Annotated in this window: 17 protein-coding genes; all 17 read left to right on the forward strand. The window is 29.5% G+C overall.

From position 1 onward, the window contains the following. Positions 1 to 80: 80 nt before the first annotated feature. The 17 genes from minC (at position 81) to H8S10_RS02715 (ending at position 14375) form a co-directional block, all read left to right on the forward strand. The gene (gene minC / locus H8S10_RS02635) at positions 81 to 725 is read left to right on the forward strand and encodes a septum site-determining protein MinC (RefSeq protein WP_055265524.1); all 645 of its coding nucleotides are present in this window, start codon (positions 81 to 83) and stop codon (positions 723 to 725) included. A gap of 16 nt (positions 726 to 741) precedes the next feature. After that, positions 742 to 1539 carry a septum site-determining protein MinD gene (gene minD / locus H8S10_RS02640; protein WP_055265522.1) on the forward strand — a complete coding sequence of 266 codons (798 nt, stop codon included), beginning with the start codon at positions 742 to 744 and terminating at the stop codon, positions 1537 to 1539. 15 nt (positions 1540 to 1554) lie between these two features. Then, a complete protein-coding gene (minE, locus tag H8S10_RS02645) occupies positions 1555 to 1824 on the forward strand; it encodes a cell division topological specificity factor MinE (protein WP_055265520.1) in 270 nt (89 codons plus the stop codon). Between the two features lie 236 nt (positions 1825 to 2060). Then, complete coding sequence (gene rodA / locus H8S10_RS02650) at positions 2061 to 3200, forward strand: rod shape-determining protein RodA (protein WP_186837857.1); 1140 nt, start codon at positions 2061 to 2063, stop codon at positions 3198 to 3200. A 115-nt stretch (positions 3201 to 3315) separates the two neighbouring features. Next, complete coding sequence (locus tag H8S10_RS02655) at positions 3316 to 3732, forward strand: hypothetical protein (RefSeq protein ID WP_055265517.1); 417 nt, start codon at positions 3316 to 3318, stop codon at positions 3730 to 3732. A 45-nt stretch (positions 3733 to 3777) separates the two neighbouring features. Then, on the forward strand, positions 3778 to 4644 hold the full coding sequence (locus tag H8S10_RS02660) for a site-2 protease family protein (RefSeq protein ID WP_055265515.1): 867 nt from the start codon (positions 3778 to 3780) through the stop codon (positions 4642 to 4644). Positions 4645 to 4853: 209 nt separating this feature from the next. Then, the gene (locus H8S10_RS02665; RefSeq protein WP_055265513.1) at positions 4854 to 6707 is read left to right on the forward strand and encodes a TIGR03960 family B12-binding radical SAM protein; all 1854 of its coding nucleotides are present in this window, start codon (positions 4854 to 4856) and stop codon (positions 6705 to 6707) included. Further along, entirely contained in the window at positions 6691 to 7392 is a 702-nt protein-coding gene (locus H8S10_RS02670) for a TIGR03936 family radical SAM-associated protein (protein ID WP_186837858.1), read from the forward strand. Before H8S10_RS02665 ends, H8S10_RS02670 begins: the two co-directional genes overlap by 17 nt. A gap of 11 nt (positions 7393 to 7403) precedes the next feature. Next, positions 7404 to 8837 (forward strand): Rne/Rng family ribonuclease, encoded by a 1434-nt coding sequence (locus H8S10_RS02675; RefSeq protein ID WP_186837859.1) that lies wholly within the window; start codon positions 7404 to 7406, stop codon positions 8835 to 8837. Positions 8838 to 8978: 141 nt separating this feature from the next. After that, on the forward strand, positions 8979 to 9290 hold the full coding sequence (rplU, locus tag H8S10_RS02680; protein WP_055265507.1) for a 50S ribosomal protein L21: 312 nt from the start codon (positions 8979 to 8981) through the stop codon (positions 9288 to 9290). An 8-nt stretch (positions 9291 to 9298) separates the two neighbouring features. Then, positions 9299 to 9673 carry a ribosomal-processing cysteine protease Prp gene (locus H8S10_RS02685; RefSeq protein ID WP_186837860.1) on the forward strand — a complete coding sequence of 125 codons (375 nt, stop codon included), beginning with the start codon at positions 9299 to 9301 and terminating at the stop codon, positions 9671 to 9673. A gap of 4 nt (positions 9674 to 9677) precedes the next feature. Further along, the gene (rpmA, locus tag H8S10_RS02690) at positions 9678 to 9977 is read left to right on the forward strand and encodes a 50S ribosomal protein L27 (protein WP_055265503.1); all 300 of its coding nucleotides are present in this window, start codon (positions 9678 to 9680) and stop codon (positions 9975 to 9977) included. 250 nt (positions 9978 to 10227) lie between these two features. Then, positions 10228 to 11514 carry a GTPase ObgE gene (obgE, locus tag H8S10_RS02695; RefSeq protein WP_055265501.1) on the forward strand — a complete coding sequence of 429 codons (1287 nt, stop codon included), beginning with the start codon at positions 10228 to 10230 and terminating at the stop codon, positions 11512 to 11514. A 14-nt stretch (positions 11515 to 11528) separates the two neighbouring features. Further along, complete coding sequence (yhbY, locus tag H8S10_RS02700; protein ID WP_055265499.1) at positions 11529 to 11834, forward strand: ribosome assembly RNA-binding protein YhbY; 306 nt, start codon at positions 11529 to 11531, stop codon at positions 11832 to 11834. 2 nt (positions 11835 to 11836) lie between these two features. Then, on the forward strand, positions 11837 to 12439 hold the full coding sequence (gene nadD / locus H8S10_RS02705; RefSeq protein ID WP_186837861.1) for a nicotinate-nucleotide adenylyltransferase: 603 nt from the start codon (positions 11837 to 11839) through the stop codon (positions 12437 to 12439). 2 nt (positions 12440 to 12441) lie between these two features. After that, positions 12442 to 13017: a bis(5'-nucleosyl)-tetraphosphatase (symmetrical) YqeK gene (gene yqeK / locus H8S10_RS02710; protein WP_186837862.1), complete on the forward strand. Its 576-nt coding sequence runs from the start codon at positions 12442 to 12444 to the stop codon at positions 13015 to 13017. A 23-nt stretch (positions 13018 to 13040) separates the two neighbouring features. Next, the gene (locus H8S10_RS02715) at positions 13041 to 14375 is read left to right on the forward strand and encodes an LCP family protein (RefSeq protein WP_186837863.1); all 1335 of its coding nucleotides are present in this window, start codon (positions 13041 to 13043) and stop codon (positions 14373 to 14375) included. The last annotated feature ends 7 nt before the right edge of the window (positions 14376 to 14382 follow it).

The raw sequence follows: 14382 nt of genomic DNA on the forward strand, positions 1-14382 counted from the left end.
ATTATTAATTGTAAATATATGCTATAATTTAAAAGATAATTTATTTAAAAAGTTTGTATTAAATTGGTGGAGGGTAACCAATGAAAGATAGCAGAATACAAGTTAGAGGTAATAAAGAAGGTATAAACGCGATAATTGATATAGAAAAGTTTGCTACCTTTGATGAAGTTATTGAAGCTTTAGTAAATACTTTATCTATAGGAAAAGGATTTTATAGAAATTCCATAGTAAAGCTTACAGCTAATTTTAAACATGTTACCGAGTCAGAAATAGCTAAGCTTAAGGATGAACTTTTTGATAAAATATGTATAAGAGATTGCGTTTTTGAAGACATAAGTATAAAAAAAGGGGAAGATAATAAGGTTTTTAATGGAATTTATGAAGGGAAAACAAAATTTATAAAGAAAACTGTAAGAGGTGGACAATTAATTAATTACCCGGGAAATATTGTGATAATAGGCGACATAAATAGCGGAGCTGAAGTCGTTGCAGGAGGAAATATAATAGTATTAGGAAGCATAAAAGGACAAGTTAGGGCTGGATTTAGTGGAAATGAGAAGTCAATTGTCGCTGCATTTTCTCTGCAACCTGAATTGCTACAGATAAGTAATATAGTAACTATATCACCTGAGGATGGGATTAAACCTTCTTATCCAGAAGTTGCAAAAATTAAAGATGGAGCCATAGTGGTGGAGCCATATTTACCAAATAAATATATATATTAAATGTGGAGGGATAAAAATGGGAGTTTCTATAGTTATTACATCAGGTAAAGGTGGAGTAGGAAAGACTACAACTACAGCAAACCTAGGTACAGCATTAGCTGCTTTAGGTAAAAAAGTAGTAGTGGTTGATGGAGATACCGGTCTTAGAAACCTTGATGTACTTATGGGGTTAGAAAATAGAATAGTTTATACGATAATGGATGTTATTGAAAATAGATGTAGATTAAAACAAGCTTTAATAAAAGATAAGAGATATCCAAACCTATGTCTTTTACCTACAGCTCAAACTAAAGATAAAGATGATATCAGCACTCATGATATGTTAAATATAGTAAATAACTTAAAAGAAGAATTTGATTATGTTTTAATAGATTCTCCAGCAGGTATTGAGCAAGGATTTGAAAATTCAGTTGTTGGAGCTGATAAGGCAATAGTAGTAGTTAATCCAGAAATTACTTCAGTTAGAGATGCTGACAGAGTTATTGGAAAGTTAGACGCTAAAGGCTTAGAAGACCACGCTGTAATAGTAAATAGATTGAATTATGAAATGACTAAAAAAGGTGATATGCTTGATGTCCCAGATATAATTGAAACTTTATCGGTTAAGCTTTTAGGGGTTGTGCCTGACGATAGAGGAATTACAGTATCAACTAATAAAGGTGAGCCAATAGTATTAGACCAAGAGTCTAAATCAGGACAAGCCTTTAGAAATATTTCTAAGAGAATTATGGGTGAAGAAGTTCAATTATTAGATTTAAGTACTGAATCAAGTGGATTCTTCTCAGCTTTTAAGAAGTTATTTAAGAGAAGCTAGGAGGAGTGAGGGGTTATGAATTTTTTAAAGGTATTTTCAAACAAAGTTACACCAAAAGAAGTTGCAAAAGATAGATTAAGATTGATACTTATACATGATAGGGGATCATTAGCTCCAGAGATGTTAGATAAAATAAGAGAAGAAATACTAGAGGTTATTTCTAAGTATATAGAAATAGATGGTGAGGATGTTGATATATCCTTTAACAGGGCTGAGGATGAAGAAGGGAATAGTGGGCCAGCACTTGTTGCTAATATTCCAATAAGGAACTTAAAAAGTAGATAAGTTTAATAATTAATAGATAATAATTTAGAAGTCAGTGTTATCCTGGCTTCTTTTTTAATATATATTTATTATTTAAGTTAGAGTAATGTATTTTATTGTTTTATGATTTTATATACTTATTTGAATATCTTTATTAAATTTTTATTAAAAAGAATAATATAGAATAAATATTTATGGAGAAAAAAGTAGAAATAGGATATAATAAAAAAATACTAGAGAATGTGGAGGTCAATTAAATGATAATACCATTATCTCAATTTAAAATGGATAAAAAGAAATTTAAAGAGATTGATAAATGGATGCTTTTTTCAATTGTAACAATTGTATTATTTGGGATACTTAATATATATTTAGCTACAAAACCTTATGCTTATAATACTACATATGTAATTAAACAGTCATTATTTTTCGGGGTATCTTTAGTTGCATTATATTTAATAATGGCGTTAGATTATAGTATAATTAAAGGATTTACACCATTGTTTTATTGGGCATCAATTGTGTTACTAGTGCTTGTATTAATAATTGGTAAGGCGGTAAATGGTGCACAAGGATGGATTAATTTAGGTATAGTATCATTTCAGCCTGCAGAGCTTGCTAAAGTAGCAACAATAATGATGATGGGTAAAAAGCTAGAAGATATGGATGGCAATATAAATAATTTTAAAAACTTCTGTATATTAGCTGTTTACGCTATAATACCGGCAGCTTTAATAGTAATTCAACCAGATATGGGAATGACGATGGTTTTATTCTTTATGGTTGTAGGAGTATTTTTTGCAGGTGGATTAGATAAGAGAATAATCATCGGTGGTCTTACTGGATTAGTAGTGGCAATTGTTCTTGTGTGGAACTCAGGATTAATTCAGCCATATCAAAAGATGAGAATTATATCATTCCAAAATCCAGAGGCTAATAGTTCAGAAGAAGGATATCACTTAAGACAATCATTAATTGGAATAGGTTCTGGAGGTTTTTTAGGGACACATAATTCATTGTCTAAAGATAGTGCTGATGGCTATGCATCACAGTATGTTCCAGAAGTTGAAACTGATTTTATATTTGCTCAAATTGGTGAGCAATGGGGCTTGTTAGGAGCAGCATTTTTACTAGCTCTTTATGGGATATTGATTTGTAGGATGATAGCTATAGCAAGAGATTCAAAAGATATGTTTGGAAATATAGTAGCTATAGGAATGACTTCATATTTACTATTTGCTATATGGCAAAATATAGGGATGACTATAGGTTTAATGCCTATTACCGGAATAACTCTTCCTTTAGTTAGTTATGGAGGAAGCTCACTTCTTACTACAATTTTATCATTAGGATTAGTTTTAAATATTGGTATGAGAAAAAAGAAATTATATTTTTAGATTTAATAGAACTACTTTTTAGTAGTTCTATTTTTATTTATAGAATAATGATATAAAGTTATATTTTTAGTTGAAAAAAAATATAATTAAATAAGCAATTTTTTTAGGAGGAGAGATGAGTAATTATAGCTTTCAATATAAAGAATATTATGAAGGACTCAAGAAAAAGCATAATATAAGTAATTCCAAGAGTAAAATTAGTTATGATGAAGATATTCCTATATATAGAGGTAGTACTGTTTATTCAAAAAATAGAAGAAATAAAAATGAAAGTTTTATTTCAAATCTCTTAATGATGCAGCTTGTAGGAACAATGATGTTATTTTTATTTGCTTTTGGAGGAAAATATTCAACGAATGATGATATTAGACAGTACTATACCAAGTTTAAGTATGGTATAGAACAAGAGTATACATATGCAAATGCTAATGTTAATTCGAAAGAAATAAAGATAGAATCCATAAAAAATAAATTTTTAGAGTCTATTGATTGGATTAAAGAAAAATTAATAAATGATGATTTTACGTATTAAGTAAAATCATTATAGGAGGGACAGTAATAGTAAGGATTTGATAGTGTGAAATTTAAAAGATGGAAGCAGATATTACTTTCAGAATTTTTGCTTGTAGCGGTATTGATTAATATCGATAAAACATTTCTTTTATCGTGTATATGTATACTAATTCATGAATTTAGTCATATTTTAGTTGCAAAAATGAAGGGAAGTAAGTTTAATAATTTGCAGTTTCATATTTATGGAGCAAAAGTCGAACTTATGGATTTAGAAGAACTTACAAATAAAGATAAATTAATTATATATATGTCAGGTGCTATGTCTAATATTATTATTATGATAGTATCAGCGATATTGTTTAAATATACCAATAAAGAAATTTTTGAGATTTTATTTAAGCTGAATTTTGGTTTAGCTTTTTTCAACTTATTACCAGCATATCCGTTGGATGGAGCTAGGATAATGGAAATAATACTTTCAAGAAAAATTACTTATAAGAGGGCACAGAAAATAATATCTATAATAAGCTACACAATAGCTGCTTTTTTTATTTTGATATCAGTATCAGCAGCTATTTTTTTAAAGAAATTTAATATATCATTATTTCTTATAGGTATAATAATGATTGATATAACTAGTACAGAAGAAGAAGCAACCATGTATATTTTAATGGGAAATGTATTTAAGAAAAGAAGTAATATAATAAGAAATGGATTTATTGAGAATAGAACTATATCAGTATATTACAAACAAGGCCTAGTAAAATTGCTAACTTATATTGATAAAAATAGATTTAATAGCTTTTATGTATTAGATGATGATATGAAATTAATATATGTATTAAATGAAGATGAACTTGTTGAAGCTTTGAAAATATATGGAAACATATCCTTAGAAGATTATGTTAAGAATAAGAACGATAGTAGTTAGTTTACTTTTAGATAGAGGATATGCTAGAATGTTAACAGTTGATAAATGACAAGTGGTAAATGGAGAATGGCAAATAAAAATATGAAACTGTTTATACAGTTTCTTTATGTTTTTTATAAATAGTAAGAATTTTATTATGTAGATTCTATACTAGTTTATAATTTGCCATTTGCCATTGATAATTTGCCATTAAGCTAATGGAGGTATTTATGAATAAAATAAGCGATGATATTTTATGTAAAGTTGAAAAGCCTGCTAGATACGTTGGGGGAGAATTAAACCAAGTTATAAAAAATCCAAATGAAGTTGACATAAGATTTGCTTTTTGTTTCCCAGATGTATATGAAGTAGGAATGTCCCATTTAGGAACTAGAATTCTTTATCATACAATAAATGAAAGACCAGATACATATTGTGAAAGAACTTTTGCTCCATGGCCAGACATGGAAGCTCTAATGAGAGAAAATAATATTCCTCTTTATACTTTAGAAACTAAAGATTCATTAGATAAATTTGATATATTAGGGTTCACTCTTCAATATGAAATGAGTTATACAAATATATTAAACATGTTAGATATGAGCGGAATAACTATAAGAGCTTCTGAAAGAGGCGAAGATGAGCCAATTATTATGGCTGGTGGACCTTGTGCATATAATCCAGAACCATTATACGACATCGTTGATTTCTTCGAAATTGGTGAAGGTGAAGAAATGATGAATGACGTACTTGATGTATACAAGAAGTACAAGGGAAAAGGACAAAAGAAAGAATTCTTAAGAGAAATATCTAAGATAAGAGGTATTTATGTTCCTTCACTTTATGATGTTACATACAATGAAGATGGAACTATAAAAGAATTTAAACCAAAGTATGATGATGTACCAGCTAAGGTTCAAAAGAGAGTAGTTAATAACTTTGATGCTGTATCATTCCCAGAGGAAATGATTGTTCCTTATACTGAAATAGTACACGATAGAATAGTTTTAGAAACATTTAGAGGATGTACTAATGGATGTAGATTCTGTCAAGCAGGTATGATTTATAGACCAGTTAGAGAAAAGACTACAAATACTTTATTAGAGCAAGCTAGAAAAGCTGTTAAAGCTACAGGATATCAAGAGATATCATTAGCTTCATTAAGTACTTGTGATTATTCAGATATACAAAGATTAATAACTCAACTTGTAGCAGAACATGAAGATAATAAAGTTGGTGTGGCTCTTCCATCAATAAGAGTAGATGCCTTTGACGTTGATTTAATAAAAGAAATCCAAAAGGTTAGAAAAACAGGGTTAACTTTTGCTCCAGAAGCTGGGTCTCAAAGAATGAGAGACATAATAAATAAGGGGTTAACTGAAGATAGAATTTTAGCAGCTGCTAAAAATGCCTTTGAATCAGGATGGAGCACTATGAAGTTATACTTTATGGTAGGACTTCCATACGAAACTACTGAAGATGCTAGGGGAATTGGTGAGCTTGCTGAGAAGATAGCTGATGTTTACTTTGCAACTCCAAAGGAAAAAAGAAGTAAGGGATTAAAGATTACAGTAAGTACATCTATCTTAGTTCCAAAGCCATTCACTCCATTCCAATGGGCTCCAATGGAAAAGCCAGAAATAGTTGCTGAAAGAATTAAGGCTGTTAAGGATTCTATAAATTCAAGAAGCATTAATTATAATTACCATGAACAAGAAACTTCATTCATGGAAGCAGTATTTGCAAGAGGAGACAGAAGAACTTGTGATGTGTTAATTAAAGCATTTGAAAAAGGTGCTAAATTTGATGGATGGTCAGAATTCTTTAGCAAGAAGATTTGGGATGAAGCTATGGCTGATTGCAACTTAGATCCTGATTTCTATGTTTACAGAGAGAAAAGCTATGATGAAGTACTTCCATGGGACTTCATCGATATCGGTGTAAATAGAAAGTATCTTGAGAGAGAAAATGAAAAAGCTAAGAATGCAGAATTAACTAAGAACTGTAGAGAAGGATGTACAGGTTGTGGAATCAACGTAAACTTTAAGGAAGGGAAGTGTTTCGAAGGTGCGTTATGTAATTAAGTTTACTAAAGGTGAAGATATAAAGTTTATAGGTCACTTAGATTTAATGAGAACTATACAAAGAATAATAAGAAGATCAGGTCTTCCTATAGAATATTCAAAAGGATTTAACCCACATATGGCGTTATCAATAGCACAACCACTTTCAGTTGGAGTTTACTCTGATGGAGAATATTTAGATTTAGTTTTAACTAAAGAGTTAAAAGAAGAGGAAGTAGTAAATACATTAAATGAATTTGCACCTCCAACAATTAAATTCATTTGTGCTAAAGGTATAGAAATAATAGAAAATGTAAAGAGATTACCTCAAACAATGGCACTTTTAGATGCTGCTAGATACACTATAAAACTTAAGTTAAATAGTGAAGAAGGTATAGCAGAAGCTATGGATTCTATGCTTAATGAAAAAGAATTTAATATAGTTAAAAAGACTAAAAAAGGTGAAAAAGAAACTGATATTAAACCTCTTATTAAAGAGCTTAAATATTGGGTTAAGGATAATGAACTTATAATAAATACTCTTATATCTACAGGTAGTAGAGAAAATCTTTCAGCAGATCTTTTAGTAACTTATATTAAGAGTAAGGTTGATGGAATAAACAAAGATGCCTTTGTTAATATAAAAAGAGAAGAAATGTACTTATTAAAGAAGAATAAGTATGTTCCACTATATAAAGGCATTTAGGAAGTGGGAAGATGAAAGAAGTATTTGTTCTTAATGAAGAAGACTTTTTAAAAATTGCAGTAAAAGAAAATGGAGAATTAGTAGAGTGTATAGTTGAGGAACACTCTACTGACCCTCAAATTGGTGAAATATATAAAGGTAGAATAAAAAATATTCTACCTTCTATTAATTCAATATTTATTGATATAGGATTAGAAAAAGAAGCCTATATGTATTATAGTGATGAATTAAAAAGAGTTGGCGTGAAAAAAGGTCAAGATATATTAGTTGAAATTTTAAAAGAACCTATAGGTAATAAAGGTGCTAAGGTAACTCATAAACCAAGCATAGCAGGAAAGTATGCAGTATTAACTTTAGGTAGTGAAGGTATAAAGCTTTCTAAAAGAATTACATCATTAGAAGCTAGACAAAAATTAACTACTCTTATAAAGCCACCAAGAGATGTTGAAGTTCTTTTTAGAACTGACTCAGAAGAGGCAGAAAGTGAAGAAATTTTAAAAGATTTAGAGATTCTTTTTAAGAAAAAGGAAGAGTTAGAAAGAAAATTAAACTATTCAACTCACTTAGGAAAAATAGATAGTAATAATTTAATTGTAAGGTTTTTTTCGGAATTAGATAATATAAAAACTAATATAATTTGTGATGATAAAGAGCAAATTGAAATTATAGAAGGTTTTATAAAAAATAAAGATAATATATCTATAAAATATTATGAAGAAGATATAAGTCTTTTTGATTATTATGGAATCGAAAAGGAAATACTAAAGCTTAGACATAAGAAAGTAAATTTACCGAGTGGTGGATATATAGTTATAGATAAAACTGAAGCTATGTATGTTATAGATATAAATAGTGGTAAGCATACAAAAGCTAGAGATTTTAACAAAACAATATTTGAAACTAATATGGAAGCTGCTAAAGAAATTGGTAGACAGATTAAGCTAAGAAATTTAAGTGGAATAATAGTAGTAGATTTCATTGATATGAGAGATGATAAACAAAGACCTATCGTTATGAAAACTCTAAAAAAATCTCTAGAATCAGATAAAGGAAATACAAAAATATATCCTTTTACTGAATTAGATTTAATACAGATTTCTAGAAGAAGAAAAGGGAAATCTATATATGAGTATTTAGAAGAAGGGTGTAAAAAGTGTAAATCTAATGGATATATATTAAAACTATCCTACTTAGAGAATTTAATTAAAAATGAGATTTTAAGAGCATATAGAGAAAATTCAATAAGTGATTTTTACATCGAACTTGATGAAAGCTACGAAGAAAGTGTAAAAGAAGATTTAGTTGGTTTTTTAGCTAGGATAGATGGATTAGATAAAGAAATTTATTTAAATTTTATAGATAATCTTGAGGGGTATAACCTTGAACCTTTGATATTTTCAAGTCAAAAAGAAAATTACCAAAGTTACAAAATAAAAACAGTTTAAAAGTTATATAAATTTCTTTACAAGATGAATAATTTTGTGATAAAATGTCATAGTGAACCGCACATAGTAAGGTTTTAAATAAAACAAAGTTAAATCTTTGTACCTACATTGGCGAATCCGTAAATAGAGGAGGTGTTTTTAATGTACGCAGTATTAACTACAGGAGGAAAACAATACAAAGTTAGCGAAGGAGACGTAATATACGTTGAAAAGCTAAATGTAGAAGTTGACTCAACAGTTGAATTAACAGACGTTTTAGCAGTATCAAACGGTGAAACTTTAAAAGTTGGTACACCAGTTGTTGAAGGTGCTAAAGTTGTGGCTAAAGTAGTTGCTCAAGGTAAGGCTAAGAAAGTAACAGTTTTCAAGTACAAGGCTAAGAAGGACTACAGAAGAAAGAACGGTCACAGACAACCTTACACTAAGTTAGTAATCGAAAAAATCGAAGCTTAATTTAAGTTATGATTAAAGTTACTATTTTACAAAAAGGTAATTTATCTCTTGGATTTAAGATATCAGGTCATGCTTTATCAAGAGAAGAAATTGAAAACACTATTGGTGATGCATATGATTTAATATGTAATTCAGTTTCTGTTTTATCTCAAAGTGCTGTAATAGGCATGGAGGAAGTTTTAAAGCTTCCAGTAAAGTATGAAATAAATGATGGATATTTATCTTTGAATTTGTCTGAGCTTAATAAAGATGAGATAGAAAAAGGGCAGGTTTTACTTAAGACTTTTGAAAAGTCTATGGAAAGCTTAATGATGTCCTTAGAAGCTAGTTTTGGTAAAAATAAACGGAATAAATATATAAATTTAAAAAATGAGGAGGTGTAACGAGATGATGATAATGAACCTTCAATTATTTGCCCACAAGAAAGGGGTAGGTAGCTCTAAGAACGGTAGAGACTCTGAAGCTAAGAGACTTGGTGTTAAAGCTGCTGACGGAGAATTCGTTTTAGCTGGAAACATACTAGTTAGACAAAGAGGAACTAAGATTCACCCAGGTGTTAACGTAGGTAAGGGTGGAGATGACACTCTATTTGCTAAAGAAGACGGAATCGTAAGATTTGAAAGAATGGGTAGAGACAAGAAAAAAGTTTCTATTTATCCTGTAGAAGTTCAAGAAATAGCAGAATAATTTATATAAATAAAAGCACCCAATGGGTGCTTTTATTAATATACGCGAATAATTAACAATTAATAATTAAAAGTTAAGAATTTAAGATGAAAAATTCTAAGGATTTTTTAATTTAAATTAATAAGTTTAATAGAAGTTTCATCAGTAATTATTAATTCTTATTTATTAATTATTAATTATAAAAATTAGTAAGTTATGGCATAATAAAAGATGAGTTATTATGTTTATAGATACTTAGGAGGTATAGACTATGTTTATAGATAGAGCCAAGATATTAGTTAAGTCAGGTGCAGGCGGTAATGGAGCAGTTACTTTCAGAAGAGAAAAGTATGTTCCATTAGGAGGACCAGATGGTGGAGACGGTGGTAAAGGTGGAAGTGTTATCTTTACTGTTGATACTGGATTAACTACTCTTTTAGATTTCAAATATAAGAAAAAATTCGTTGCTGAATCTGGTGGTAATGGTCAAGGTTCAAAATGCTATGGTAAAGATGGAGAAGATCTATACATAAGAGTTCCAATGGGAACTATAGTTAGAGATTTTGAAACTAATAAGGTAATTTGTGACCTTTCTCATAAAGACGATACATTTGTTATTGCAAGAGGAGGTAAAGGTGGTAAAGGTAACTGTAAGTTCTGTACACCAACAAGACAGGCACCACACTTCGCTGAACCAGGTATGCCAGCAGAAGAAAGAACTTTAACTTTAGAATTAAAATTACTTGCTGACGTTGGATTAGTAGGATTCCCTAATGTAGGTAAGTCTACTTTACTTTCAACAGTAACTGCTGCAAAACCAAAGATAGCAAACTATCACTTTACTACACTAAAACCAAATCTTGGAGTTGTTAAAGCAGAAGGAATAAATTCATTTGTTATGGCAGATATCCCAGGAATTATAGAAGGGGCTGCTGAAGGTGTAGGATTAGGATTAGATTTCTTAAGACATATAGAAAGAACAAGACTTCTAATTCACGTTGTAGATATATCAGGAGTTGAAGGTAGAGATGCTTTTGAAGACTTCGTTAAGATAAATGAAGAACTTAAGAAATACTCTGTAAAGCTTTGGGATAGACCACAAATAGTTGTAGCTAATAAGGCTGATATGCTTTATGATGAAGAAGTTTTTGAAGACTTTAAGAGAAAAGTTAATGAATTAGGATTCGATAAGGTGTTTAAGATGTCTGCAGCAACTAAATCAGGAGTTGAAGAAGTTATAAAAGAAGCTGGTAAGATGTTAACAGAAATTCCAATAATGGATTTAGAAATACCAGAAGAAGAAAGATACGTAGAAGAAGAAAAGAGATTCACTTACGAAATTGAAATTGAAGAAAATGATGGATACAACACTTATGTTGTTACTGGATCATTCGTTGATAGATTATTAAGTGCAGTTAATATTCATGATGCTGACTCATTAAGATATTTCCATAAAGTATTAAGAAACAAAGGTGTTCTTGATAAGCTTAGAGAAATGGGAATTGAAGATGGAGATATGGTAAGATTAAACGACTTTGAATTTGAATACATCTTATAGGAGGATATTATTATATGATTACAGGAAAACAAAGAGCTTATTTAAGAGGGTTAGCTAATACTATGGACCCTATATTCCAAATAGGTAAAAATGGTATAGAAGAAGCATTTTTAAAGCAATTAGAAGATGCTTTAGAAGCTAGAGAACTTATAAAGATAAAAGTTTTAGAAAATAGTGGATTAGGTGCTAGAGAAGCTTCTGATGAAATATGCAGAAGAATAGGTTGTGAAGGAATTCAAGCTATAGGTAGTAAGATAGTATTATACAAAAAGTCAGAAAAGAAGCCTAAGATAGAAATACCACAAGGAAATAGAAAATAATTATGAAGCGCTATGGCATAATGGGTGGTACTTTTAATCCTATTCACTTAGCACATCTTTATATTGCATATGAGGCTAAAGAACAGCTAGATTTAGATACTATAATATTTATGCCAGCAGGTAATCCGCCACATAAAAGGAAAAATTCTATTATAGATTCATCATTTAGGCTTGATATGGTTAAGCTTGCCATAGAAGATTATAAAGATTTTATAGTTAGTGATTATGAAATTGAAAAGCAAGGGCTTAGTTTTACTTATGAAACTCTAAAAGCCTTAAAGAGTGATGATGTACAATTATATTTTATAGCTGGTGGAGATTCTCTAATGGATATTGAGAAATGGAGGAATCCAGACCAAGTACTACAAAATTGTAATTTTGTTGTTTTTAATAGGGGACAATTTTCAGTAGAAGAATTAGAACATCAAAAGAGAAAATTAGAAGAAAGGTATCAAGCAAATATTATCCTATTAAATGTAGCTAATATTGATATTTCATCTTCAATGATAAGAGAAAGACTGGAAGAAGGAAAGAGAGTAGATTTCTTTCTTCCAGACAAAGTTTTAAAATATATAGTTGATAATAGGTTATATGAGGGGGAATAAGAATGATTAGCATCTATGAGATGAACAAATATCTTAAAGAAAATCTTATTGAAAATAGATATAATCATACTGTTGGAGTAGTAAATACAGCTATAGAATTAGCAGAAATACATGGTGAAGATAAGTTTAAAGCTGAAATAGCAGCATTATCTCATGATATAGCTAAAAACATGAAAGTAACTGATTTAAAAAAGTTAATTGATGAAGAAGGTATAAGCTTAACTATTGACGAAGAAAGAAATATGGAGTTATGGCATGCTATAGTTGCTCCTATATTAGGAAAAAAAGTATTCAAAATAGAAGATGATGAAATATTAAGCGCTATGAGATGGCACACAACTGGGAAAGAAAATATGAGCAATTTAGATAAAATCATATATTTAGCAGATTTAATTGAACCATCAAGAAAATTTAATGGGCTAGATGAATTAAGAAAGGTAGCTAGAGAAGACTTGGATTTAGCTATGATAAAAGCATTAACTCATACTATTAAATTTTTACTTGATAGAGGTGTGGCAATAGACGGAAATACTTTTAAGGCTAGAAATTACTTATTATATAACAATGTAAAATTATAATTTTATATTACGAGGGGGTTATTATGGCGGGTAATGGTGATAAAAATAGACCTAATAAAGATCCGAGGCTTATAACTAGGAGTGCTAGAGAAGACTTTGAAAGAAAAAAAGAATTAAGAAAAAAAGCAAAAAGAAGAGCTAGAGTTAGGTTGACTATAGTTGTTCTTATTTTGCTATTATTAGTTTTAATTACAACAATGTTCTTTTCAGTAATATCATTTATTCTGGCTTTAAGAAAAAATGATTTACAAGAAGGAATAACTCCTAGAAAAAATGAACCTGTAAATATTCTTATATTAGGTATGGATATAGGAGATGCAGAGCAGGATGAAAATAAGGCAATAAGAAGAACAGATACGATGATGGTTCTTAATTATAATCCAAACACTAAAAAGATAAATATAGTATCTATTCCAAGAGATACTTTAATACAAGTGGATGCTTATGATGAATATGGAAACCTAAGGCCTTATTGGAAAATAAACAATGCTTATGTATTAGGTGGAGAAGAAGAAGTTATAAAGCATGTTGAATCACTTTTAGAAACCAATATAAATTATATGATTGAAATAGATTATAATGCATTTAGAAGCTTTATAGATGCTATTGGTGGAGTAGATATGTATATAGAGCAGCAGATGGATTATGATGATGATGCTCAAGACTTGCATATTCACTTTAATGCAGGAGAAACTGTTCATTTAGATGGGAAAAAGGCAGAGGAGTTCTTTAGATGGAGAAAAAATAATGATGGTACAGGATTTATTGATGGAGACTTAGGAAGAATAAGGAATCAACAAGCATTTATGAAGGAAGTTTTAAAAAAATGCTTAAGTCCAACTATTATATTTAAGTTACCTAAGATTTTAGATGTTGTTAAGGAAAATATAGATACAAATATGCCAGGAGATAAGATGATATCTTATGGATTAAAGTTCTTAACAAACTCAGGAATATCAATGAATACACTTCAAGGATATGATGAAATAATATATGATGAATCATTTTTAATTGTTGACCCAAGTATGAATAGAGAGCTTTTAGCATCTATTAAGTCAGGTGAAGTTTTAGAAGATGATAAATCCAGAGCTGACTATAACATACTAGTGCTTAATGGAACTAGAATAAATGGATTAGCAGGAAATGTTAAAACTGAAATGCAATATATAGGTTATTATGCTGTTGAAGTAGGAAATGCTGAAAAGAGATCTAAATCTATAATAATGTGTAATGATAAGACTTTAAAAGAGCAATTAAAAATTGATACTGGAATTGATAACTTCCAAAAAAATAATAGTGAAGAATACAGTAGCTATGATGCTGTAATAATTCTAGGAGAAGACTTTGATTCATTTTAAATAAATT

The sequence above is a fragment of the Clostridium sp. NSJ-49 genome (assembly GCF_014287725.1).
Classification (GTDB): Bacteria; Bacillota; Clostridia; order Clostridiales; family Clostridiaceae; genus Clostridium; species Clostridium disporicum_B.